The organism is Pseudomonas sp. F01002 (genome assembly GCF_004402115.1).
Lineage (GTDB): Bacteria > Pseudomonadota > Gammaproteobacteria > Pseudomonadales > Pseudomonadaceae > Aquipseudomonas > Aquipseudomonas frigoris.
In genome coordinates this window covers 123,190-146,476 of sequence record NZ_SOPU01000037.1, presented here as the reverse complement: position 1 = coordinate 146,476, position 23,287 = coordinate 123,190, and the positions used below count along the sequence as shown (strand labels likewise).

Annotated in this window: 27 protein-coding genes and 3 pseudogenes; 20 read left to right on the top strand and 10 right to left on the bottom strand. The window is 58.2% G+C overall.

Features of this window, described 5'->3' with window-relative positions:
• Window positions 1-94: 94 nt before the first annotated feature.
• Complete coding sequence (gene cynS / locus E3W21_RS28660) at window positions 95-562, top strand: cyanase (RefSeq protein ID WP_008043963.1); 468 nt, start codon at window positions 95-97, stop codon at window positions 560-562.
• A 115-nt stretch (window positions 563-677) separates the two neighbouring features.
• Window positions 678-1,340 (top strand): carbonic anhydrase, encoded by a 663-nt coding sequence (locus tag E3W21_RS28655; RefSeq protein WP_134422998.1) that lies wholly within the window; start codon window positions 678-680, stop codon window positions 1,338-1,340.
• A gap of 78 nt (window positions 1,341-1,418) precedes the next feature.
• On the opposite strand, the gene E3W21_RS28650 is transcribed toward E3W21_RS28655, so the two are convergent.
• Window positions 1,419-1,769 (bottom strand): BON domain-containing protein, encoded by a 351-nt coding sequence (locus E3W21_RS28650; protein WP_129444915.1) that lies wholly within the window; start codon window positions 1,767-1,769, stop codon window positions 1,419-1,421.
• Between the two features lie 170 nt (window positions 1,770-1,939).
• Window positions 1,940-3,442 carry an aldehyde dehydrogenase family protein gene (locus E3W21_RS28645; RefSeq protein ID WP_134422996.1) on the bottom strand — a complete coding sequence of 501 codons (1,503 nt, stop codon included), beginning with the start codon at window positions 3,440-3,442 and terminating at the stop codon, window positions 1,940-1,942.
• A 166-nt stretch (window positions 3,443-3,608) separates the two neighbouring features.
• Here E3W21_RS28645 and E3W21_RS32070 point away from each other — a divergent pair, with 166 nt between their 5' ends.
• Together E3W21_RS32070 and E3W21_RS28640 are read left to right on the top strand one after the other, a co-directional pair.
• On the top strand, window positions 3,609-3,761 hold the full coding sequence (locus E3W21_RS32070) for a hypothetical protein (RefSeq protein ID WP_256661688.1): 153 nt from the start codon (window positions 3,609-3,611) through the stop codon (window positions 3,759-3,761).
• A 41-nt stretch (window positions 3,762-3,802) separates the two neighbouring features.
• Window positions 3,803-4,180 (top strand): N-acetylmuramidase domain-containing protein, encoded by a 378-nt coding sequence (locus E3W21_RS28640; protein WP_256661687.1) that lies wholly within the window; start codon window positions 3,803-3,805, stop codon window positions 4,178-4,180.
• Here E3W21_RS28640 and glsB read toward each other — a convergent pair whose 3' ends face one another.
• Window positions 4,181-5,089, bottom strand: a complete 909-nt coding sequence (glsB, locus tag E3W21_RS28635) for a glutaminase B (RefSeq protein WP_134422994.1) — start codon at window positions 5,087-5,089, stop codon at window positions 4,181-4,183.
• 428 nt (window positions 5,090-5,517) lie between these two features.
• Between glsB and E3W21_RS28630 the strand changes: the two genes are divergently transcribed.
• Genes E3W21_RS28630 through E3W21_RS28615 form a run of 4 tightly spaced genes read left to right on the top strand, consistent with a single transcriptional unit; the run spans window position 5,518 to window position 7,703 of the window.
• Window positions 5,518-5,721 carry a hypothetical protein gene (locus E3W21_RS28630; RefSeq protein ID WP_129444917.1) on the top strand — a complete coding sequence of 68 codons (204 nt, stop codon included), beginning with the start codon at window positions 5,518-5,520 and terminating at the stop codon, window positions 5,719-5,721.
• A gap of 57 nt (window positions 5,722-5,778) precedes the next feature.
• On the top strand, window positions 5,779-6,294 hold the full coding sequence (locus E3W21_RS28625) for a DoxX family protein (protein WP_134422992.1): 516 nt from the start codon (window positions 5,779-5,781) through the stop codon (window positions 6,292-6,294).
• A gap of 50 nt (window positions 6,295-6,344) precedes the next feature.
• Window positions 6,345-6,968 carry a glutathione S-transferase family protein gene (locus E3W21_RS28620; RefSeq protein ID WP_134422990.1) on the top strand — a complete coding sequence of 208 codons (624 nt, stop codon included), beginning with the start codon at window positions 6,345-6,347 and terminating at the stop codon, window positions 6,966-6,968.
• Between the two features lie 36 nt (window positions 6,969-7,004).
• Entirely contained in the window at window positions 7,005-7,703 is a 699-nt protein-coding gene (locus E3W21_RS28615; protein WP_134422988.1) for a dienelactone hydrolase family protein, read from the top strand.
• A gap of 81 nt (window positions 7,704-7,784) precedes the next feature.
• Here the strand turns inward: E3W21_RS28615 and E3W21_RS28610 are convergent, their stop codons facing one another.
• The gene (locus tag E3W21_RS28610; RefSeq protein WP_134422986.1) at window positions 7,785-8,759 is read right to left on the bottom strand and encodes a nitrilase-related carbon-nitrogen hydrolase; all 975 of its coding nucleotides are present in this window, start codon (window positions 8,757-8,759) and stop codon (window positions 7,785-7,787) included.
• On the opposite strand from E3W21_RS28610, the gene E3W21_RS28605 reads away from it, so the two are divergent.
• Together E3W21_RS28605 and E3W21_RS32065 are read left to right on the top strand one after the other, a co-directional pair.
• Entirely contained in the window at window positions 8,730-10,115 is a 1,386-nt protein-coding gene (locus tag E3W21_RS28605) for a hypothetical protein (protein WP_256661686.1), read from the top strand. The two genes, E3W21_RS28610 and E3W21_RS28605, sit on opposite strands and share 30 nt — an antisense overlap.
• A complete protein-coding gene (locus E3W21_RS32065) occupies window positions 10,075-10,383 on the top strand; it encodes a hypothetical protein (protein ID WP_256661685.1) in 309 nt (102 codons plus the stop codon). Before E3W21_RS28605 ends, E3W21_RS32065 begins: the two co-directional genes overlap by 41 nt.
• On the opposite strand, the gene E3W21_RS28600 is transcribed toward E3W21_RS32065, so the two are convergent.
• Window positions 10,380-10,580, bottom strand: coding sequence for a YbdD/YjiX family protein (locus E3W21_RS28600; protein ID WP_134422984.1), 201 nt, complete (start codon window positions 10,578-10,580; stop codon window positions 10,380-10,382). The two genes, E3W21_RS32065 and E3W21_RS28600, sit on opposite strands and share 4 nt — an antisense overlap.
• 174 nt (window positions 10,581-10,754) lie before the next feature.
• Between E3W21_RS28600 and E3W21_RS28595 the strand changes: the two genes are divergently transcribed.
• Window positions 10,755-11,240 carry an adenosine-specific kinase gene (locus E3W21_RS28595; RefSeq protein ID WP_134422982.1) on the top strand — a complete coding sequence of 162 codons (486 nt, stop codon included), beginning with the start codon at window positions 10,755-10,757 and terminating at the stop codon, window positions 11,238-11,240.
• Between the two features lie 133 nt (window positions 11,241-11,373).
• Here the strand turns inward: E3W21_RS28595 and E3W21_RS28590 are convergent.
• A pseudogene (locus E3W21_RS28590) lies at window positions 11,374-12,138 on the bottom strand (cation:dicarboxylate symporter family transporter); the annotation flags it as partial.
• A gap of 74 nt (window positions 12,139-12,212) precedes the next feature.
• Between E3W21_RS28590 and E3W21_RS28585 the strand changes: the two are divergent.
• Both E3W21_RS28585 and gfa read left to right on the top strand, forming a co-directional pair.
• A complete protein-coding gene (locus E3W21_RS28585) occupies window positions 12,213-12,641 on the top strand; it encodes a hypothetical protein (protein WP_129444923.1) in 429 nt (142 codons plus the stop codon).
• 938 nt (window positions 12,642-13,579) lie between these two features.
• Window positions 13,580-14,143: an S-(hydroxymethyl)glutathione synthase gene (gene gfa, locus E3W21_RS28575; protein ID WP_305955717.1), complete on the top strand. Its 564-nt coding sequence runs from the start codon at window positions 13,580-13,582 to the stop codon at window positions 14,141-14,143.
• Window positions 14,144-14,214: 71 nt separating this feature from the next.
• Here the strand turns inward: gfa and E3W21_RS28570 are convergent, their stop codons facing one another.
• A complete protein-coding gene (locus E3W21_RS28570) occupies window positions 14,215-14,856 on the bottom strand; it encodes a DUF1109 domain-containing protein (RefSeq protein ID WP_129444924.1) in 642 nt (213 codons plus the stop codon).
• Window positions 14,853-15,425: a sigma-70 family RNA polymerase sigma factor gene (locus E3W21_RS28565; RefSeq protein ID WP_129444925.1), complete on the bottom strand. Its 573-nt coding sequence runs from the start codon at window positions 15,423-15,425 to the stop codon at window positions 14,853-14,855. The genes E3W21_RS28570 and E3W21_RS28565 overlap by 4 nt, the downstream gene beginning before the upstream one ends.
• Before the next feature lie 250 nt (window positions 15,426-15,675).
• Between E3W21_RS28565 and E3W21_RS28560 the strand changes: the two genes are divergently transcribed.
• From E3W21_RS28560 to E3W21_RS28540, 5 genes are all read left to right on the top strand, one after another.
• Window positions 15,676-15,948, top strand: coding sequence for a DUF2282 domain-containing protein (locus E3W21_RS28560; RefSeq protein WP_134422980.1), 273 nt, complete (start codon window positions 15,676-15,678; stop codon window positions 15,946-15,948).
• A gap of 28 nt (window positions 15,949-15,976) precedes the next feature.
• Window positions 15,977-16,831 (top strand): DUF692 domain-containing protein, encoded by an 855-nt coding sequence (locus E3W21_RS28555; protein ID WP_134422978.1) that lies wholly within the window; start codon window positions 15,977-15,979, stop codon window positions 16,829-16,831.
• Window positions 16,828-17,595, top strand: a complete 768-nt coding sequence (locus tag E3W21_RS28550) for a DNA-binding domain-containing protein (RefSeq protein ID WP_134422976.1) — start codon at window positions 16,828-16,830, stop codon at window positions 17,593-17,595. Before E3W21_RS28555 ends, E3W21_RS28550 begins: the two co-directional genes overlap by 4 nt.
• 20 nt (window positions 17,596-17,615) lie before the next feature.
• Window positions 17,616-18,089 carry a DoxX family protein gene (locus tag E3W21_RS28545; RefSeq protein WP_134422974.1) on the top strand — a complete coding sequence of 158 codons (474 nt, stop codon included), beginning with the start codon at window positions 17,616-17,618 and terminating at the stop codon, window positions 18,087-18,089.
• A 308-nt stretch (window positions 18,090-18,397) separates the two neighbouring features.
• Window positions 18,398-19,144, top strand: coding sequence for a YkgJ family cysteine cluster protein (locus tag E3W21_RS28540; protein WP_134422972.1), 747 nt, complete (start codon window positions 18,398-18,400; stop codon window positions 19,142-19,144).
• Between the two features lie 14 nt (window positions 19,145-19,158).
• On the opposite strand, the pseudogene E3W21_RS28535 reads toward E3W21_RS28540, so the two are convergent.
• Window positions 19,159-19,784, bottom strand: a pseudogene (locus E3W21_RS28535) (transposase); the annotation flags it as partial.
• A gap of 338 nt (window positions 19,785-20,122) precedes the next feature.
• Between E3W21_RS28535 and E3W21_RS28530 the strand changes: the two are divergent.
• Window positions 20,123-21,550: a GGDEF domain-containing protein gene (locus E3W21_RS28530; protein ID WP_134422970.1), complete on the top strand. Its 1,428-nt coding sequence runs from the start codon at window positions 20,123-20,125 to the stop codon at window positions 21,548-21,550.
• 66 nt (window positions 21,551-21,616) lie between these two features.
• Here the strand turns inward: E3W21_RS28530 and E3W21_RS28525 are convergent.
• Window positions 21,617-22,236 (bottom strand): annotated as a pseudogene (locus E3W21_RS28525) (cell wall hydrolase).
• A 175-nt stretch (window positions 22,237-22,411) separates the two neighbouring features.
• On the opposite strand from E3W21_RS28525, the gene E3W21_RS28520 reads away from it, so the two are divergent.
• Entirely contained in the window at window positions 22,412-23,263 is an 852-nt protein-coding gene (locus E3W21_RS28520) for a CAP domain-containing protein (RefSeq protein WP_134422968.1), read from the top strand.
• The last annotated feature ends 24 nt before the right edge of the window (window positions 23,264-23,287 follow it).

Here is a 23,287-nt window from a genome sequence, read left to right as displayed (position 1 = left end):
TCGCTGCATTGTATATCGGTCTTGGACGCTATGGATCGATCAGCAGAAGATTGCTCCACACCCAAGCAACATCACTCCCGACAGGAGAAACACCATGCAACAGTCCCACGCTTACAACGACCCAAGCCTGGCCCTGACCACATCGATCCTCGATGCAAAAGCGCGCAAAAACCTGTCCTGGCAGGACCTGACCGACGGCACCGGCCTCGGTCTGGCCTACGTCACTGCCGCCCTGCTCGGTCAGCACCCGCTGCCGGAAAGCGCCGCCAAAGTGATTGGCGAGAAACTGGACCTGGACGCCGACACCGTGGCCCGCCTGCAGATCATCCCGTTGCGCGGCAGCCTCTCGGGTGTCCCGACCGACCCGACCATCTACCGCTTCTACGAAATGATCCAGATTTACGGCACCACCTTGAAAGCCCTGGTTCATGAACAATTCGGCGACGGCATCATCAGTGCGATCAACTTCAAGCTCGACATGAAGAAAGTCGAAGACCCGGAAGGCGGCTCCCGCGCGGTGATCACCCTCGACGGCAAGTTCCTGCCGCTGCGTCCTTTCTAAGTGGATGCCGGCCCTGCGAGGACTTCGGTCGAGCGCGACCCCGGCTCGGACGCAGCCTCGCGGGCTCGGCAGCTGCTACAAAATAATCATTCGTCTCACGCATGAGGACATCACCATGAAAGCGCTCATCGAAGGTTTTTTGAAGTTCCAGAAAGACGCCTTTCCGCAACGGACCGACCTGTTCAAGCACCTGGCCACTACCCAGCATCCGGGCACGCTGTTCATCACCTGCTCCGACAGCCGTGTCGTGCCGGAGTTGCTGACCCAACAAGAACCCGGTGAACTGTTTGTGATCCGCAATGCCGGCAACATCGTGCCCTCCTACAGCCCCCACCCCGGCGGTGTGTCGGCCACGGTCGAATATGCGGTCGCAGTGCTCGGCGTCACCGATATTGTGATCTGCGGGCACTCGGACTGCGGCGCCATGACCGCCGTCGCCAAGTGCACATGCATGGACCACCTGCCCGCCGTCAGCGGCTGGTTGCAGCACGCCGAGTCAGCGAAAGTCATTAACGAATCCCGCCCTCACGCTAATGAAGCGGCGAGGGTGAGTTCAATGGTTCGGGAGAATGTCATCGCGCAACTGGCCAATATTCAGACGCATCCGAGCGTGCGCCTGGCTCAGGAGAAAGGCCTGCTGAATTTGCATGGTTGGGTTTACGACATCGAGACTGGTTCGGTCGACGCCCTGGATGCCAACAATCACCGTTTTGTGGCGCTCGCCGAGTATCCGGACACCTGCGCCCTTCAAGCCCGATCCATAGAAGCAGCAGCCTGAAGTGTGTATCCACTGGCAGAGACGATCGACGCAGCGCTCCCGGCTCACGGGCGCGCTGCACTGACACGATCGACCGGGTTATTTATCGTCCATCTTTGCTGAAGATTGTGGCCGAATTTCAGCGCTCTCTTCGGCGTTGGGGGGTTCTGGAATACTGCCGGGCGTGAACACGTGAGTCAGCAAGTCTTTGGCATCGATGTCGACGACCCCCTGAACCGAACGGGCCAGAGCTACAGCCTGCTCACACTGTTTATGGGTGTTGACGCGACCGCTCAATGCCACCGTGCCCCCGTGGGTTTTGACATGGATTTGCAGGCCAAGGCTGGGTTCGGCCATTGCCAGGGCTGACTTCACCCTGGCGGTAATCCACGTGTCGTGAACGCCCCTTTCCAGATCATGAGAGTATTGTTGAAAGGAATGAAGTTTCATGGTGTAACCCTCCCTCATGTCATCAGATGCACTGCCCGTCCATTGGCTGTGCAGCCTTCTGACTCTCAGGCGAGCGTTATGGACATCTGATTCGTTTTGGAGTGCTCGCCACGCCCATACGGACGCACATTAAGTATAGTGCGGCCGTTGGCTGGGGTCGTGGTGCTGGATCAGCGTTTGACCGACAGATCCGTCTGGGTCATGCGACTGCGGATCGTGAACACCCCATCTCCCGAGAGAATCGCGCTGCGAGCAAACAGACGACCGCTCTCCCAGTTTGAAAGCCCCAGTTCCGGCTTGTTCAGCGCGTACTGTCCGTCGACCCAGCGGGTCATCCCATTGCCGACAAAAGGTGCGTTGACCGCGTTGTAGAAGCGCTCCTGAGCCTCGGCATCTTCACTGATCAATGACACGGTGAATTGCGGGCTATAGCGATTGAACAACGCGATGGCGCTGTCCAGGTCATCGACAATCTTCAGGCTGACTTCCGGGGTTTCTTCCCATTCCCACTCGCGGCCCAACTGATCCTCGGGCAGCGGTTCGGCCAACGCTTCGGTTTGATAGCCTTCGGCGCGGTACACCTCAACGCTGGCGGTCTGCCAATCGGTCGGCAAGTACGGCTCGCTGCCTTCGACGATGTGCAATTTGCAGCCCTGCCCCCGTGCGGTGCCGGCCTGTTGCAACGCGTCGAGGAACAGCGGCAGCAGTTCTGCGACCCGGTCACGGTGGATCAGGCAGACGTTCATCGTGTTGCAGACTTTGCGATCCAGCGAGTTGCGCACTACAGCGGCAAAGCGCTGGGCATCGGCGTCCTTGTCGGCGATCAGCCAGGCACCACCGGTGCCGTGCAGGCTGACGGCGGTGCCGGCCTGTTGGGCGATGCTGCCCAATTGACTGACGGCGCGCCCCGAACCACGGGCCACCGCCAACGACAGGCGCCGGTCGGCGAACATCGCCCAGCCGGCGGCGTGATTGACGCTTTCCACCAGCGACACCGCGCCGGTCGGCAACCCGGCGTCGCTCAGTGCCGGATTCAGTGCGTGGGTGACGATGGCTTGGGCCGTGCCCAACGCATCGCTGCCAATGCGCAGCACCGCCGTGTTACCCGTGCGCAACACACCGGCGGCGTCGGCGAAGACGTTCGGCCGGCCTTCGAAGACGAACGCGACGATGCCCAGCGGCGAGACCACTTGCTCGACTTTCCAGCCGTCATGCTCGACGCAACTGACCACTTTGCCGCGCGTGGCCGACGCATCGCGCCAGGCCCTGAGGCCGGCGATCATGTCACGGCGCATGCGTTCATCCGCCAGAAGCCGGGTGGTGGAGCGTCCGCGGGCCTTGGCTCGCTCGATGTCGGCCAGGTTGGCGGCTTCGATCAAAGCCCAGCAGGCAGGGTCTTCCAGGCGTTGGGCGAAGCGATCAAAGAACTCGCTGATGGCTTGATCGGAGACCGCGGACATTGCGCTGAAGGCCGCTTCGGCACGCTCGATTGCAATGGCCGCCGCTTGCTGGTCAGCCACCGGAATCAGCAACAATTCGCCGCTGACCTGCTCCACCAGCAAATGGTCCCCGGGCTGAAAGCGCGCGGCCAATTCGGGGCTGACCACAGAGACACGATTCCCGGCGAAAGGGATCGGCGTGCCAGCGACTAGACGTTCGAGCGCAAGAGACATGAAGCGGTTTCACCATGCAGTGGGCGGCCGGAAAATGTATAGGAAAATCCCTGGAGCGTCATTAACCGCACGCCTGACCGGTGATCGAAAACCCGGCAGCCCTGCACCCTGCCCTCCTACGCTGAAAGAGGTACATCAGCGTTTCCTGTTTTCCAAGGAGGCCGTCATGAGCGATGAATTCACAAGCCATGGAGCGGCCCTTGACGAGGATGGTCTGGCGGCTGCGCTAGACCTTGCCAAAGTCAGTGCCGCGCAACGCTGGGCTGTTTTGGCAGTAGAAACGTCCGGCAACGGTTCTTTCCCGGGGTTTTGCTGCTGATATCAGGGTGTTGCGCGTCAAACCTGACGATGATCAAACGGATGGTCGTGTCCGAAAACGAACAACTGCTGTGCACCGTTGGCACGTTGATCGAGGGCGGCTCAGTCGCGGCATTACGGGCCAAGGACTGGGCCAACTTTGCGCGCCGCTACAACGGCCCCAACTACGCGATCAATAACTACGACGTGCGGCTCAGCGCGGCGTATCAGAAGTTCTCCTATGGAGGGACGCCGGACCTGAGAATCCGTATGGCGCAAACCTGCTTGACATACCTGGGCTGGCATCCCGGCATCGTCGGCAAACAGACCCGGGATGCAATGAACCTCTTCCAGGCAAAAGAGCACCTGAATATCACCACGGTGCTGGACGATGAAACGCAGGCGTGTTTGCGCAGCCGGGTCGAAGCGTTGCCGCTCTGACTAGAACACCGACCAGCCAATCCGCTGACTCAGCAACTCCAGCGCGGCCATGCCCGCGAGGGAGTTGCCGGCAGTGTTCAACTCCGGCGACCAGACGCACACCGTGAATTGCCCCGGCACCACCGCGACAATCCCCCCGCCCACGCCGCTCTTGCCGGGCAAACCGACGCGATAGGCAAAGTTGCCGGCTTCATCGTAGAGGCCGCTGGTGGCCATGATCGAGTTGACTTGCTGGGTCTGGCGGGCGGTGAGGATCTGTTCGCCGCTGTGCTTGCAGAAACCGTCGTTCGCCAGAAAACAGAACGCCCGGGCCAGATCCACACAGCTCATGCGCAGCGCGCAATGGCTGAAGTAACTGCGCAGCACCGCTTCGACGTCGTTATGGAAATTGCCGAAAGACTGCATCAGATAAGCCATCGCCGCGTTGCGCGCGCGGTGCTGGTACTCGGACTCGGCGACCTTGCCGTCCACCATGACTTGCGGGTTGCCGGACAGCCGACGGACAAAATCGCGCATCGACAGTGCCGGCGCGGCAAAGCGTGACTGGTTGATGTCGCAGATCACCAGCGCACCTGCATTGATGAAGGGATTGCGCGGGCGTCCGCGCTCGAACTCCAGTTGCACCAGCGAATTGAACGGTTGGCCGGAAGGCTCGTGACCCAGGCGCTTCCAAATGTCTTCGCCGGAGTGTTCGATGGCCTGCACCAGGCTGAACACCTTGGAAATACTCTGCACCGAGAACAGCGTATGGGCATCGCCGGCGCAATACAGTTCGCCGTCATTGCCATACACCGCGATGCCCAGCTGATCGGCCGACACCGTACCGAGGGCGGGAATGTAGTCAGCCACCTTGCCCTGACCGATCAGGGGACGTACTGCGTCAAGGATCTCGTTCAACAGCGCTTGCATGCCGGGTTCCGAAGTCACGCCCCATGGGATTGCGGGGACACAAACGCTAGACGCCAGCGGTCGGTAGCGGATCACAGTTTTGTAAAAACTGCGGCACTGGATGAACCCAATCTCAACTACACCACTGATCCCCTGTGGGAGCGGCGGTGCGGCGATCCGACTTGCTCGCGAATGCGGTGTGTCATTTAACAACGATGTTGACTGACACACCGCATTCGCGAGCAAGTCGGATCGCCGCACCGCCGCTCCCACAATTGGTTTTGTGTTGGCTGTGTATCTGAGTGTGTACAGCCCCGCCCCATACACACCCCGCCCCTAAAACCCCACGGCAAAGACACATCGCAGATACACCTGCTTGATGAACTGTGCCTGTCGATTGGCCATGCCAATCAAAGCGCTCAACTCACTCAATGCTACGGAGTATCACGATGTTCAAGCTCTCGACTTCTTCTTTGACCCTCGGCCTGATCTTCGCTGGCGGCCTGGCCCTGTCCAACGTGGCTTCGGCCTCCGAGTCCGAAGCGTTCAGCATGAAACAACTGGCCCACGGCTACAGCCAGGTCCAGGCCGACACCGCGGAAAAACCGGCGGAAGGTAAATGTGGCGAAGGCAAGTGCGGCGCCAGCGAGTAACCCAATGTGTGGGGCACCGCGGCGCCCCTCCTCCCTGACTGAACGGAGATCAAGCCCATGACCACCTCACTCTCATCGGCCGTGAAAGGCCTGCACCTGAACCTCGACCGTGCCGGTAGCTGGATCGCGCCGCTGACCCTGCGGGTGTTCCTCGCCTGGGAGTTCTTCGAATCAGGCCTGGAAAAATTCAATGGCGAGAACTGGTTCGCCGATATTCAGGACAGCTTCCCGTTCCCCTTCAACCACGTGCCGGCCACGCTGAACTGGGACCTGTCGATGTGGGCCGAACTGATCTGCGCCCTGGCCATACTGTTCGGCCTGGGAACGCGGATCTCGGCAAGCATTTTGATCGTGGTCACGGTCGTCGCGACCGCCGCCGTTCACTGGCCGGCCGATTGGTCTACATTGAGTGAGCTTGCCCAGGGTTACGCCATCAGCAACAAGGGTCACGGCAACTTCAAACTGCCGCTGATCTACCTCGCGGCCTTTATGCCGCTGTTGCTCTCGGGTGCCGGCAAGCTCAGCCTCGATGCGCTGCTGGCTCGAGTCTTCTGGCGTCGCGATAACCGCTGAAGCGCCAGGGACTCGATAACGTCCCTCGGTTCAATAGTGGAGCAATGGTCATGAGTCTCACCCTCTACGGTTTTGACGGCAGTTCCTATGTGCGCACAGTGAAGATGCTGCTGGTGGAAAAAGACGCGGACTTCGACCAGGTGCAGGTCAACGTGATCAAAGGCGAGCCGCACCTGCCAGAGCACTTGGTGCGTCACCCTTTCGGCAAGGTGCCGGTCATCGACCATGACGGTTTCCGGGTGATCGAAACCGATGCGATCGTGGCCTATCTGGACGAAGTCCTGCCAGGCCCGTCAATCACCCCTGACAATGCCCACGACCGTGCGCGCACCTACATGGCCCAGGGCATTTACAATTCCTATGGCTACGGCAACCTTGTGCAAGTGTTCGGCTACCATCTTTTTCCTGACTTCATTGGTGGACAGAATGAAGATTCGCGCCGCAAAGGGATCGAGAACTCGAAACGGGTGCTGCGCGAACTGATGAAAATAAAAGGCACCGATCCGTTTATCGCCGGTCAAGAACCCAGCATTGGCGACTTTTACCTGGCGCCGGGCTGCGCCTACATCGCCATGACCCCGGATGCGCCACAGGTGTTTGCCGTGGACGGCTTCGGCGAATGGTGGAAACGTATGCAGGCACTGCCAAGCTTCAAGGCCACACTGCCCCAATAAGCTTCATCCAACTCACTTGTGTAGACAGGAGCCACCATGAGCGTGACCACCCAATGGATCGAGATCGACAGCGCCGACGGTAAATTCGGCGCTTACCTGGCGATTCCGCACACCCGCAAAGGGCCGGGGATCGTGCTGATCCAGGAAATCTTCGGCGTGAATGAACACATCCGCTCGGTCGCCGAACAATACGCTGCCGACGGTTACCTGGTGATTGCACCGGACCTGTTCTGGCGCAGCGGCGAGCGCATAGAGCTGGGCTACGACGAGGCCGGCTGGAAACGCGCCGTCGAGTTGATGAACGCCACCGATGTTGGCAAGGCACAGACCGACATCGAATTGGCCATCGACGCCTTGAAAGCCCAGCCGGGTCTGGACGGCGGGATCGCCTCGATTGGTTACTGCTTCGGTGGCTTGCTCTCGTACCACACCGCCGCCAATGGGCTGGTGGACGTGGCAATCGCCTATTACGGCGGCGGGATCCAGAACCATCTGGACCGCGCCAATGAAATAGAAGTGCCGCTACTGATGCACTTCGGCGAACAGGACAGCCACATCCCACTGGAAGCCGTGGAGAAAATCGCCGAACGTTTCGATACCAACGATAACGTCGAAATTGTCGTGTACCCGGAGGCCGAACATGGCTTCAACTGCTCGCATCGCGACAGCTACAACCAGCGCGCAGCGGCTGAGGCCCACGGCAATACGTTGATCTTTTTGGGTATGGAACTGTAAGGCCAGACTTTTTAGCGCCTGTAATGGCCTCATCGCGGCGATCCGACTTGCCCGCGATGGGGTCGACACGGTCTCAGCCGATTAACGACCGGTTTCTTCCACCACCTCGTTCACCATCAACTTCGGATGAGCACTGCGCTCATGCACATGGGCTGTCGGTGTACGGTCGATCAGCAGGCTCAACAGTTCCGGACGGCTGTAGTGACCGCGCGAATCCATCATGCGTTTGCGCTTGTCGATCAGGCCCATGTCGAGGTCGACGATGACTTCGCCTTCGCCTTCAGTCAACGAACCCAACACCGAACCGTCCGGGCTGATGATGGCGGTGAAGCAACCACCGGAAATCGGGCCGATGGGGCAACCGGTATCGGCCATGATTTGCGCCTGTTGTTCAGGGTTCAGCCAGGCCGTGGAGTTGACCACGAAGCACGCCGCTTCCAGCGCATGCTGGCGGATGCTGACTTCCATTCTTGAAGCAAACAACGGCCCCGCAAACGACCCCGGGTACATCGCTGCATGGATCTGTTCGCCATCGGCCATCAAGGCATAACGGGCCAGCGGGTTGTAATGTTCCCAGCACGCCAGTTGGCCGATGCGCCCTACCGCGCTGTCGGTGGCGCGCAGGCCGGAGCCGTCGCCCATGCCCCAGATCATGCGTTCGTGATAGGTCGGGGAGATCTTGCGGCGATGCTGAATCAGGGTGCCGTCGGCATCGAACAACAACTGCGTGTTGTACAGCGTGCCGCCGTCACGCTCATTGACGCCGATGGAAACCACCATGCCGGCCTGTCTGGCGGCGGCGCCGATGGCCTCGGTGGCCGCCGAAGGGACCGTGACGGCCTGATCCAGCAGTTTGAGGTGTTCAGCCGCCATTTCGAAAGGCGACTGAACGAACGAGAAGTACGGGTAGTAAGGCACGATGGTTTCCGGGAACACGGCGAACTGCACGCCCTGCTCACCGAGTTCGAGAATCTTCTGCACCACTTTGTCGACGGTGCCTTCACGGCTGTAAAGAACGGGGCTGATTTGTACAGCGGCGGCTTTTACGAGGGTCATGGCGGTGATCTCATTGAGGGAGTGGACTTCAACGAGATCAAAATTACGCCAATAATATTTCTGCTCTCGCCGGGCATCTATGAAGTGGGGATCAGCGGCTTCATTCCGCTGGCGAGCCGGTTGAGCGCGTCACGCCCCGCTAATTGCGAGGCACCGACCCAATCGCAGTCGGAACGAGGCGTACGTCCGCACGACCTGATGGCGCTGCGCTGCCTTCAGGACCCCTCACCGCCGCCCTACCCTGAACCCTCCAAATTAATTCGCGACCGCTTCAAGCAAGCCCAATCGTTCTTCTGGACCGGGCCACTGACGATCACGTTGTTGATACTCGCCGGGTTCATCGTCTGGGGGCGGATCGAGGGCCCGAAAGATGACCATGACGCACGGCTGGCCTGGGTGCGCGGCGTGCCGATGACGCTGTTCATGGTGGCGACGGCCTGCGCATTCATCGCCACGCGGTTCTGGCATGCGGAGTCTCTCTGGTTCACATTCGTGCTGATATTGCTGGGTATCATCTCGTCGAACCTGACCGGGCGCTCCGCGAGGCAACTGGCGATGGCCAAGGACTCGACAGCCAGCATGGACACTGGCTTATACGACTCCCGGGCGTGGTACATCGTGGTCCCGCTCGTCATGTTCATCCTCGCGCTGATGCTGGCGTACCAGATGCACAGCACGTTGACGGACAACGGACTGGGTGAGCCGATGTTCCTGTTTGAAGGCATCAGTGCCTGGCCCACCGTGGCACTGCGGCTGCTGGCCGTGCTGATATCCCTCTCTGCATTGACATGGGGCTGGCGCAATCTGCGCATCAACCGGACCGAGATCGAAGCCGCGTACCATTTACGCCTGCACATGCGCAAATACGAGATGACGTTGTGGGGACAGGTTCGACGCTTGATTCGCCGGGGCCAAGGCTGGACATTGCGTCTGCGGCTCCTTCGGCGCTCGAATGCTGCGGGCCATGCTCGCCACGTGGGTTTACGTTGTGGTCACCAGCGTGTTGTTTGTCATCTGGCCCATGGAGGGCATGCCCGTTCGCGGCTCATCGATGTGGTGGATGATGAGTTGGCTGATCCCTTCCCTGATTTTCCAGGTGATGGTGTTCTGGGTCATGGATGCCAACCTGCTGCTGACGCGATTCATCCGCCATCTCAGCGAACGTCATGCGATCTGGCCAGGCACCTTGCAGATGGAGCACAAGAAGACCTTTGGCATGCTCCGGCACCCGTGCATCGACGAGTGGATGGATTTGCAACTGATCGCCAAGCGCACCTCGGCCGTAAACCGTCTGATCTATGCGCCGACGGTGGCCATGTTGATCCCGTTCGCATCGCGCAGCAGCCTGTTCGATAACTGGCCGACACCGCCCAACCTGGTCATTTCCTACCTGCTGACGGCGCTGGTACTGCTGGTCTCAGCGCTATCGCTGCGCCGTGCCGCGGAAAAATCCCGCACGCTTGCACTGCAACGACTTGACGCCTACCTGCTGCAAACACCTGAAACGACGCCCTGCTACGGCAAGTTCAAGATGATCCGCGAACGAGTCGCGACGCTCAGTACCTCGCTGACCGGTATCGGCGGCTCGGCCATTGTCGATGCGTTGAACTATGCGAAGTTCTAGCAGCAACGGGTATTGCATTTCCCACGGCCGAAACGGGCGTCCTGACGCTCACGGAAAAACGCCGAATAGCTCATGACCGGCTCACCGGGATGATTGAGCGCCATTTGGGCCACGTAGTTGTCGTAATCGGGTACGCCGACCATTAAACGCGCGCTCTGGCTGAGGAACTTCGCGACATGCTGCAGTTTGCGGTACATGGCAAATCTCTCTATGAGTGTGGGGCTGGCCCATGAGAGCGCACTGATGTATCTGCACTGTGTCAGCACCGGGGCGCTTTGTATTTTCACGTATCAAAAGCGGCGACGCTCAACACCCGGCTCGTTCTCACGCTAGGCTGAAGAGTAACGACATCGTGAAAGGAGGCGTTCGAGATGCAACTCATCACGTTGAAAATCGACAAGCCGGAAGCGGCGAACTTCATTTTGGGTCAGACCCACTTCATCAAGTCCGTCGAGGACATCCACGAAGCGTTGGTCAATGCCGTGCCAGGTATCCGCTTTGGCGTGGCCTTTTGCGAAGCTTCCGGCAAATGCCTGGTGCGCTGGTCCGGCACCGATACCGCCATGACCGAACTGGCTCGGAGCAATGCCCAAGCCATCGGCGCAGGCCATAGCTTCATCATTTTCCTCGACGATGGCTTCTATCCCGTAAACGTGTTGAACGCCGTCAAAATGGTTCCAGAGGTGTGCCGCATTTTTTGTGCGACGGCTAATCCGACTGAAGTGATTCTCGCCGAGACGGACCAAGGGCGAGCCATTCTGGGCGTGGTGGATGGCTTCTGTGCCCGTGGCATTGAAGGCGAGGAAGACATCCTGTGGCGCAAGAACCTGTTGCGGCAGATCGGCTACAAGCTTTGAGCACCTTCCGTTATAACCGGGCGCTGAACATCACACTGTTCAGCGCCTCACACCTTACGCCTGAGAGGCTTTTTGGCGAGCCTGCGGCACGGAACCTGCTCCCAGCGCTGAATGAGCAGAGATAACCTCTGCCTGAGGTAAACATCAGCACGGCCAGGACGATCAACTGATCCGTCAGGGTCAGCGATGTGTTCGTGGCCTGCGCGATGAAGATGGCGGCGATGGTGTAGTAAATCGCCTGACCATCCGGGTTGAAGGTCAGGCCCGATGGAATGATCAGGCCGGCGACGGGTTTGGAAACACCGGCCTTTTCCATCTTGGAAATCATCTGCGGCAGCACCGATTCCGAAGAGCTGGTGCCGAGGACAGTGAACAGTTCTTCCTTGATGAACTTCAGAAACTTCCACAGGCTGAATCCGCTGTAGCGGCAGATCGGGCCCAGTACAAAAACCACGAACACGGCACAGGTCAGGTAGACACAGGCCATCAGCTTGCCGAGTGAGAACCGCGAGCCAAAGCCGTATTTGCCGATGGTGAAGGCAATCGCTCCGAAGGCGCCGATGGGTGCCAGACGCATGACCATGTTGACGATGCGAAACATGCCCTGCATCAGGCTGTCCAGCGTGTCGACGAACACCTTGGCACGAGGTCCGACATGCGCCAGGGCAATACCCAGCAGTATGGAGAACAGCAATATTTGCAGCACGTTGCCCTTGGCGAAGGCATCCACGATGGTGTCGGGGATGATGTTCATCACAAAGTCCATGAACGACGCATGCTTCACGGCGCTGGTGTAGGTGGCCAGGCTGGACGTATCCAGCGTGGCGACATCGATGTTCATGCCGGCGCCGAGTTTGAACACATCGACCACCACCAGACCGACGAGAGCGATGGTGTTTTTGGCGAATGGCTTTATGAAGCAAAGCAGCATGACGCTCTGATACATTCGTCCTTTTTCAGGAGGGAAAAATTATGCGAAGGATTATCGCAGCGGGGGCGCTCTTGCTGGCCTTGGGCGGTTGCGCAACATCACCTATGCGGGTTTATGAAGCGCGGCCAGTGCCGGCCAATGCGATGTACGCGTTCAAAAGCCAGGGTACGAAAGATCCGGGACGCCTGACCATTCTCCGTGATGACGGGTTTGTCGGTTCGGGATGTGACATCGTGTTCTACATTGATGGTCAGCGCGCAGCCAAGATAGGTCCCGGTCAGAAGGCATCTTTCGTATTGCCTGCCGGTGAAGTGAACCTCGGCACCGGGCTCGCCGAGTCTGGATTATGTGCTGGTGTCGCGATCAAAACTGTCGCGGCCAACATCAAGCCAGGGAAAGAAGTGATTTATCGAATCAACTGGGATACACAAGGTTTCTACTTGGGCCCCTACGTTGAATATGGACGTTGAGCCCAGACAGTTCCGGCCTGTTTCGCACGCCACATCACCTATAGTGAGTGATCGCAAACACCAAAGCGCACCCTGAATGCAGAACGGGTGGCTCGCAACGACTCATCCCAAAACCGGGCAATCCCTCTGTCATTACGGTGGATGAAGTGACATTAGGCGATTTAACAACGTGCAATTCACTCAACAGGAACTGGAACTGATCGACGGCCTTTTATACATGTATGGATAAGTCGGCTACACGTTAGCACCGGTGCTAGTCCTTTCGGCGTCAATTTTCTCCGGTTGCTACCTGGTCAGGCTTGGCGGAAGAGCGGGAGGCGCGATTGTGCTCACTCTCCTCTGCCGTTTGGGTGTCCGCTATCGGCCGATTCTGTTGAAAAAGTCTGGATTGCTTTCCACGGCAGAAAAGTACGCGCCTGAGATTGAAATCCTTGCTTTCAGCAAAGGCTTCCGGACTCGGATTTCACGTAGCAGCGTGCAATAGAGGTATTTTCATCCATCAATTCGAGTGGTTTGGGCAAACCGACTTTTTCAACAGAATCGGCCAAGAGCAGACCATGAACACGCTGCTAATGACTCCGTAATGTGTGCACAAACCGTGTCGCTTTGCCTTCTCATGTCCGGCCCTACAAACGATCCGCTGCGGACCATTGATGCGTCAAGTGGGATACCGCGCCTGGCTCACGCCAGCGTTGAATTCGGCACACTCGCCCAAGCGCTGGCCCCCATCATCGCAGACTATTCTTGATCTGGGTAACCGACCGGTCGCACCGAAGGAGGTCACTCGTTTATACACTGTGTCCTTTTCGCAATCCGCCGCGGTTCGATCTGATGCATGAAGGCAAATCGATCCGCGCCGTCATCGAGTTCCAATGAACTACCGGTCTGCGGCACGGCCCAGGCACTTTTGTCTGCCCCCCTGAAACGGAGACGCCAGCATGAGCACCTTGCAACTTCGCCCTGCACTGGACAATGGTATCCAACCCGCCGCCGCGAATTTCGCAGGTGGCACCCTGCAATGCCTGTGTGCGGCCGACAAGGTTGAGGTCAAGATCGACGCACAAACCCTGCATAACCACGCGTGCGGCTGCAGCAAATGCTGGAAACCGCAAAACGCGACATTCGCCGTCATCGCCGTGGTGCCTCGAGATAAGGTCAGCGTCATTGCCCACGGCGAAAAACTGGCGATCGTCGACGAAACCGCCACCATCCGGCGCCACGCCTGCAAGCAGTGTAAAGCCCATCTCTTCGGGCGCATCGAGAACAAGGACCATGCGTTTTATGGCCTGGACTTCGTCCACACCGAGCTTTCGCCACAGAGCGGATGGGCTGCGCCGGGATTCGCGGCGTTCGTGTCCTCCATCATCGAAACCGGCACACCGCCAGCGCAAATGAAGGCTATCCGCGAGCGTCGGCGCCAACAACCACCCATTTGCACAGGTACTGACCAACTGTTTGCATTCAACCTGACCAGTCATTTGCATTGGATTTGGTCGGGGTAGCTGTACTGTTCTCCCACTTGCGACGATAGTCAGTGGTGGAGTGGCTGGATAACTAGCGATTTTTAACCACACTACCATTGAAGCCAGCGCGGTCCGAGCAGCGCACCGATAACGGTCGGTATCAACATACCAAGCAAGTACCAGACGCCCCAGAACGGCACTTCCATTTCAGGGCAATGCAGGCAGTAGGCAATGGTAGCTATCGCCCCTGCGAGCAACCCGCCGCAGGCGCCGGCCAGTCTCAGGCGAGTGGGCGCCAACCCGCGCAAAGCCCAAAAAACTGAAATGAACCCCGGTATCGAAAGCAAGCTGATGTTCAGTGTGCACACCCGCCAGGTTTTACCAAGAATCATCGAAACACGCACGTCCGGGGTTGCGGTCATCAGGACGTAGAGGGTTCCAGCCCACACCAGTGCGAGCACTGCAATGACCAGGATTTGTCCGGCCCCCGGAGTGACGCCAGGTCTCGCCAGGCGCACGACCAAGCTCAACGCACCGAGCATCAGGCTCAGGGGAAAGGCAATCTTCGCCCAGAAAATCGGGGTTGCCACCACTTCGGCCAGATCTGGACGAGCACCAAATATGATCAACACCAGCAAGAAGGCTGCAATCAGACCGACCAGCACCCCGACGCCGAAACGTTTGGCGAGTGCATTGCGGTCAACCGGTGTGACTCCAGACGCGAGCATGGAAATAAAATCATCAGTTTTCATCGTGTACCTCTAATCCTCTCGGCCAGCGCTTTAAGCCCGCGATGGATGCCTATCTTCACGGCCGACTCCGAAAGTCCGGTCATTTGCGCGGTTTCGGTTACCGACAATCCTTCAAGCTTCACATGCTGGATGGGTAGACGCTGCCGCTCAGGTAGTTGCTCAAGTAACTTGCCCAAGTCGCGACTGGCCTGCGCCGGTTCCAGATAGGGCTCGGCAAACAGCTCCGTCGCATCGTCGAGGGAGTCGTTGAGTACCTCATGGCGCGACCTGCCGCGAAAAAAATCCGTGAGTTTGTAGCGGGTGATGGCAAACACCCATGCCGTCAACGGCTGGTCCGCCCGGTACGTTTGTCGACCGTTATGAACGGCCAGCAAAACCTCTTGCAGCAAATCCTCGACTTCACCCGGTTGGCGTTGAAGCCGAGTTCGCACAAAGCCGCGTATATGACCACTCAGTTCCGAGAGGAAGGTGCGATAAGCCCGCTCGTCTCCACCCAAACCCGCGAGGAACAAGGTCTGAAGATGGATCTCCCGACTGCGCAGTGCATCGTTATGTGTAGTTCGTTCCATCGCTCACTCTAGTTACACGAAGGCAAAAATATTATGTACCTACATAACGCTAGCCCCCTAACGGGCAACGGATGATGCTTGCGGCCAAGGACACAAGGCAACCAGCGGATTCATTCTGCGGTACTAAAAAAATATTTCGCGATGGCTGTAACCGGATTGGAAAACCCAGCGAACTACCTTTCGGATCTGAAGCACAGCGCACTCCTGAATTGATGCGACGGTCCATCCTCATGAAACCGGAGAAACAGTCATGAACAATCTGAAACTCGCCGCCCTCGCCGTTGCCTTTTCCTCCTTCGCTGCCGGTGCCATCGCTGCAGAGACCCCGGCCGCCGCAGGCGCCATGGAGAAATGTTACGGCGTCGCCATGGCCGGCCACAACGACTGCAAGGCCGGCGCCGGCACCACCTGCGCAGGCACCGCCAAAATGGATTACCAGCCGAACGCCTGGAAAAACGTTCCAGTCGGTACTTGCACTACCATCAAGACGCCAAAAGGCACCGGCAGCCTCACACCTATGTAACGTCAACACCACGGGGCACACGCCAATCATGAACAAACCATTCCAGATCGGGGCCGGACTCGGCCTCAAACCGAACCATTATCAAGAGGCCCACGACTGCACGGTCGAAGGTCTCTGGTTCGAAGTTCATCCGGAAAATTACATGGTCGGTGGTGGCCCCCGTTTGGCTTGGCTGGAGGCCATTGGTGACCGGCACCCATTGTCGTTGCACGGTGTATCACTCTCGCTGGCGGCCGATTGCCCGCCGGACCCGGAGCACTTGAAACGCCTGAAGCTGCTCGCTGATCGCGTTCAACCGGCATTGATTTCCGAGCACCTGGCCTGGTCAGCCTGGCGCGACCAGTATCATCCCGACCTGCTGCCATTTCCCCGTACAGGCGAAGCCTTGCAGCGCATCGCAGGCAATATCCAGCGCACCCAGGATGCCCTTGGACGCCGGATTGCCATCGAAAACCCGACCCACTACTTGCACCTTGATGGGCATGACTACAGCGAACTCGATTTCCTCACCGAGTTGAGCAGGGCCACGGGCTGTGGCTTGTTACTGGACGTCAATAACGTACACATCAGCGCCCACAACCTCGGCTTCGATGCAGCTACTTACCTGGACGCCTTTCCCGCCGAGGCGATCATGGAGATTCATCTGGCCGGATTCACCAAAGACCTTGGCCATTCAACGTTGCTGATTGATAGCCACGACGCCCCTGTCGCAGAAAACGTTTGGACGTTGTTTCAGCGCTTGATCGAACGGATCGACCCGCGTCCAACACTGATCGAACGGGATGACAATATCCCCGGCTTCGAAGTTTTGCTGGCCGAGCGCAACCGAGCGCAGACGTTATTGAACCTTGGGCAAAACCAGCGATTGAAGGTGGCGATATGAAGCCATCTCTCGCAGGTTTTCAGGATGCATTCGTCGATGCGTTATACGGCACAGAATCATCCATGATGGAAACGCTGACCCAACAACCGGGCTTTGCGGTCTATCGCAATACCGTACTCAAAGGCACGACGGATGCGTTGCTAGCCAACTTCCCTACCGTAGAGCGCCTGGTGGGAACTGACTGGCTTAAAAGCGCCGCCGCCATACATGCCCGGCTTTCACCGCCAACAGATGCCCGTTTACTGAATTACGGAGCGGGCTTCCCCGACTTTCTCGACAAATTCGAGCACGCGCAAGACATGCCGTATCTGGGCGACGTCGCCCGTCTGGACCTGCTCTGGACACAGGTCCATTGCGCCGCTGATGAGCCTGGCCTTCAGCTGAACGACTTGGCGCAGTTTCCCGCAACGGAACTGGGCAACCTGCGGCTGACACCACGGGACACCGCCCGTTGGGCCTGGTTGCCGGACTGTCCCGCCTACACGATCTGGCGCGTCAATCGTGAACAACGGGAAATGCCTGAAAAACTCGAATGGCAAGGTGAAGGTGTACTACTGACACGCAAGGCCGGCCGCGTGCATTGGCAGGCTGCCAGTGCGGCCGACTGTACCTTTCTCGACGCCTGCGCGGCACACCTGCCTCTCGATGTCGCCGCCGACTGGGCCAGTGATGTCGAGCCTGGCCTGAAACTGGAAGACCTCATTATTCGCCTGGTGAGTGCTGACGCGTTCGCAACGGCGGAACTCCTGACTACCAGCCACTGAAGCCATCAACGGAGCACAGCATGGATACCATCCACACCCGCTCACCTGCCGCCGACAATTCCTTGCGTGGCTTCTGGAACCGCGTTGCAACCCGATTGGGCAATCTGATCGGCGATTCGTTTCTGGTGTTGGTGGCGCGCATCGCCATCGCCGCCATTTTTTTCATGTCCGGGCGCACCAAAGTCATTGACGTTCTGACGATTACGCCGAGTACCTACGAACTGTTCCGTACGGAATACGCCTTGCCTCTGATCTCTCCAGAACTGGCGGCACACCTTTCGACCTACAGCGAGCACCTGTTTCCACTGCTGCTGGTGCTCGGTCTGTTCACCCGTTTATCCGCCTTGGCATTGCTGGGTATGACCTTTGTCATCGAGGTTTTCGTTTACCCCGATGCCTGGCCGACGCACCTGTCCTGGGCGGGATTGCTGCTGATCATCATCGCACGCGGTGCAGGAGTACTTTCGCTGGATCGCCGACTGGGAATCCGGTGATCCATTCACGTATGAAGAAACTCTCGAGCAGGAGTATGCAAGTAGTTATCGGCACCCCGACGGCATACATCCAGCGTGAAAATTGCCGTCACTCCAAGAGCAAAGCCTTTGTACAAGTTAACAATCCAGGGGGCTCCCTCACATGGGCGAGCGCCGAGCATACGTGCGCATTGCGCCCGCGATGAACAACTAAACAAGCGAATCCAGCAACCGGTTTATCGCCAGCCAATTCATCCTTAGCGCGATCCACATCATGCAAATACAACACCCAACTTCCGTCAGGTTGTCGTTACGTACAGGTGAATAATATGCAAAGCGACACCGTCCGATTCTCCTGCGTAGGCTGCGGTGTCTGCTGCAAGGGCAGACTGATACCGCTGACGTTGGCCGAAGCGCAACAATGGTTGATCCGCGGGCATGACATCGCGGTGATTCTCGAGGCCTTCGATGAATCGAGCTGGCCTCGTTCATCAGAGGAGTTTGCCCACGCCAGAGGCCGATCAGTAAGTGTGCATTGTGGTCAGACCCAGATACAGGTCATCGCCGTGTTTGCTGGCAGAGCCCTCGAGCAATGCCCTAATCTCAGAGAGGACAATCTTTGCGGCATCTACGAAGAACGCCCACTGGTTTGCCGCATTTACCCGATGGAAATCAACCCATTCATCGCGTTACGTCAAGACAACAAAGCGTGCCCGCCACAGGCGTGGGAGAGCAACGACATTCTCTGCACAGATGGACGTGCCGATCCGGCTCTGGAAGCACTCGTCATTCAATCTCGACAAGCAGACAGAGCCGATGCATCAAGCAAAATCGCCATCTGCGCGCAACTGGGCTTGAATGTGGCGAGTTGGAAGGACAACGCGCTGGCCGTTTACTTTCCACCACGGGAAAAACTGCTCGAAGCGATACACAGCGTCAAAAGTACTCTTGAGGAGTATCCAGGCTGCGAGTGGCAGGTGCGGGTCGATGATTCATCGCTGCGCGAGCTATTGACCGCGTCGGCGGTGTCTCTGGCTGCCAACGAGTCCGCCGACTACATCTTTCATGTTTTATGAACCGCCTTTACAGCCTCGGTCCAGCGTTGCAAGGTTCTGAGTGACAGACCAACCTCCTGGCAGGCCTTGATCTTTCTGGTCCCTGCTGCGACGGCCTCGGTCAACCACGCCACGAGTAACTGCCGTTCCGGCAAAGACGTCAGTTGTCCTCGTTGTCGGTCGCCCAGTAGTCGTTGAGCTTTTTTCGCAGCACCAACAACGCAGCTGTTTCAGCGAGCGCCTTGTCTTTGCGGCGCTGTTCGCGCTCAAGTTCCTGGATGCGTTTCTTATCTTTGCGAGACTGCTCCCGATCTTCTTTTTGCTGGGCCTTTTCCGATTTCTGGCCGGTGATGAAGGCTTGTCGCCAGGCAGTGATTTGCTCGGGGTAAAGGCCTTTGCGGCGGCAATACTCGCTCAGGTCGATCTCGGACAAACCGGCCGCTTCAAGGACGACAGCAAACTTGGTTTCGGCTGACCAGTTCTGAGCCGATTGCCTGTTTTCGGACACTGCACTTCCTTCAGAACTGAGCTGCTTGCGCCAGTGGGACAAAGACATTTCGCTGACCCCTTCGCGCCGGGAAACCTCGGCCATCGACAGGTTCAGTGGGGGAAGCAGCATCTTGAGAAATGCGGCTTTACGTTCGGGTGAATAGTACGGCACGACCAGTCTCTTTCCGCCCCCGATATGCTTTTTTTCGGAAAAACCGGAGAGGCGACAACTATCCTGACACCGGGGGATAACGGCCAATTTCTGCCTCTCACGACTGACCGAAAATCGCCGATGAGAACAATGAGACATTCCTTATTGGTTAATTGCGTTCGCGTGAACATTTTTACCTGCTTGTGCAGCAGAAATCGGGAAGGAGTCTAATATTGAAATGCCATAGATCGGTCCATCCCATATTTACGTAATGATGCGACGGACCATTGGCATACAGGCGGCTTTGGAGCCAACACCGGACCGGTGTTGGCTAAATAGATTTCAACCTGGAGGGAACCATGAGCAATCTCATCGCCACCGGCGAGCCACCTGAAGCCGTCCGCCTCATGGTCAAGGTTTATGCCTACTTGCTGCTCGCAGGATTCGCGTTTGTTCCGGCCTATCTGATTGGCTACTTATACGTCTTTCAAGACCCCACCCTTATATTCGAAAACCACCTGTTCCATATAATTGCGATCACGGCAGCCACCTTGGCGGGCCTGTTTGTTACTTACGTCACGTGGCGCTGCTATCAGTCATCGGGAGACCCGCTGCTGCGATGGATGACGCTTGGTTTTCTCGGTTTTGTACTGATCTACGCGTTGCATGGTGCGTTCACCGGGCAAGCACACCACAATATCTGGCTTTTTCTGCTGTATGGACCGGCCTCTCGACTGGTCATGTCGATTCTGCTGTTAGTCGGAATGCTGTCGTACCACCGCCCACCGGATGCCGCGGACCAACGAATGAAGGCCCGTCCGTGGTTGACCTGGATAGGCCTGTTCCTGCTGGTTGATGTGGCAGTGGCGTACGTCGCCAATTCGCCGATCGCCGGCAATCTCGCGGTGCGCCTCTCGATGGAAGGTGGTGCCCTCATTCTTTCCACATTGACCGTGGCAATACTCCTGCTGCGCCGTATCCGTTCGCCGCTGATGATGATTTTTGTCATCTCGGTCACCGCGTTCGCGCTGTCATCGCTTGCCTTCATCCTTGCGCGTCCGTGGAACCACATGTGGTGGCTCGCTCATGCGATCTTCGCCGGTGGATTCTTCATATTGAGCTACGGGGTCGTGCAAGCGTTCCTCACTACGCGGTCGTTCTCGAAGATTTACAGCCAGGAGGAGTTGATGGTGCGGCTTGCCGAAGCGATGGCGTATACCGAGAGCGCCCTGCAGGAACTCCAGCGCACCAATCAAGAACTCGGGCACCTTGCGGCGACCGATCCACTGACTGGCGCTGATAATCGGCGTCGGTTCATGGAGCGGGTCGAAGTCGAAATGGGCCGGACCAAGCGCGGCGGTGAGCCGTTCTCCGTGTTGGCACTCGATCTGGATAATTTCAAGTCCATCAACGATCGCTTCGGGCATCAGGTTGGCGATGACATCCTGAAGGGTTTCGTGGAGAAATGCCTCGACTCGATCCGGCCGTATGACGGCGTAGCCCGGGTGGGCGGGGAAGAATTCATGATATTGCTACCTCAGACTTCACTTGAAGGCGCGCACGTCATCGCTGAGCGTCTGCGAAGCACCGTTGCAAATAATTCTTTTCATGGCCTGCAGCGGTTAACCGTGGTCACAGTGAGCATCGGCGTATCGCAATCCGGCCGCGACGGCGACACCATCGAGGCCATTCTGCGTACAGCCGATCAACGCCTGTATCACGCTAAACACGAAGGCCGTAACCGTGTGGTCACTGCCATCAAAACCAGCCTCCAACCTCTGCCCTGACCATCATTTAGAAGTCGCTGGGCTAATCGAAGGGACGGCACCGCACCTGTTTTGGATCGAACGTCCCTACTTCGCCGACCCACCACGCGGCGTATAAAAAAGAAACATCGAAGTCTCGCTGGTCTTGATGTATTTCCTGGCCCAAGCGGGTTTCACCTTCCTGTCGTGGAAATACATCGCGCCATGGGTTCGGTCGTTGAGTTGCTTGTTGAGCACCTTGCGCGCGATTTCCTTGGCAATCGCGTATTGGGTTTCTTCCTGGACCTGATCCGAGCGTCCATCACACCACCACGAAAACTGACAATTCCTGGTTTCAGAACCCTGCTTGACCACGGCGCATACCGTGTCCGGAAAGCCCTCGTGGCCCAGGCGGTTCATGACAACGCTGGCGACGGCTTCCATGTCGGCGGACGATTTGCCTTTGGATTCCCAGTAGATGGAGCGGGCCAGACAGGTGATTGCATCGTCCATGGGCGACTGACCGGCCGGATCGACCGCCTGAGCCTCGGAGGTGGTGATGGTTTCGGACTTGGGCACCGGTACATCGCTGCCCTTCTCCGCGGCTTTCTGCTCCAGGACCTCGGCCTGTCCTCAGCCACTTCCTTTTTTTGCTCCTGCTCAGACGCGATGGTGTGGCCGGCGAGAAGGGTTATTGCGAAGCAGGTGGCTATCCAGATAACTCGCATGATCGACCCTTCTGACGGAACCGGGAGCACAAAGCACTGGTGACTTTGCTTGATTGTAGTTGCCAAAATTCATTCCAACAGACGGACAAAAAAACAGTCTTGGGGCGTGAAAAGTCATTGCGCTTGCGGGGGTGAAATCGCGCATCATGGGCGCAGTCAGCTCAAGGGGATTTCCATGCGCTTCAAATCATCTGCTAAGCGTCTTGCCACGTTGTCACTGGGGATGTTGTTCGCCGTGAACGCGTTGGCGGCCGACGAGAAACAACTGATTGATTCGATCAACCTCTACCGCAGCCAGGTGCAGCGCTGCGCAGGTCAGGTATCGCAGGAACTGCCACCGCTGGCCGGCGACCCACGGCTGGCGCTGAACGCCAACAGCGTCGGCAATCTGCAGCAGGCAATGGCCAGCGCGGGTTATCCGATGAAGAATGTACAGGCGATCAGCCTGTCTGGGCCGCGCGATGCGCCGTCAGCGATGAAAGCCATTCAGGAGAGTTTTTGCCAGATTGTGCTGGACCCGCAATTCGTCGATGTCGGCGTCAGCCGCCAGGATCGTGAGTGGCGCATCGTACTGGCACGTCCACTGTTGAGCGCTCGCCTGGGTGACTGGCAGGCCGAAGGTCAGAAACTGCTGGCCGAGCTCAACATCGCACGCAGTCAGCCGCGCCAGTGCGGCACGCAATCCTTTGCCGCCGCCACGCCACTGGCCTGGAACGCCGCACTGGCAACGGCGGCCGAGGAGCACGCCCGGTCGATGGCTAACAACAATTACTTCGATCACAAGGACCGCGATGGCCGCATGCCGGGTGATCGGGCTGAATTGGCCGGTTACAGCGGCGGGCAGGTCGGCGAGACCATCGCTGCCGGCCAAGACACCGTGCGCAAGGTGGTCGATGGCTGGGTGTCCAGCGCCGGTCACTGCGCGAACCTGATGAACCCGAATTACCGGGAGTTGGGCGCCGCATATGCGGTTGATCCGAAGAGTGATCCGGGGATTTACTGGACCGCGATGTTCGGGGCGCAGTAAGTTCGGGACGCTCGATAGAAAAAA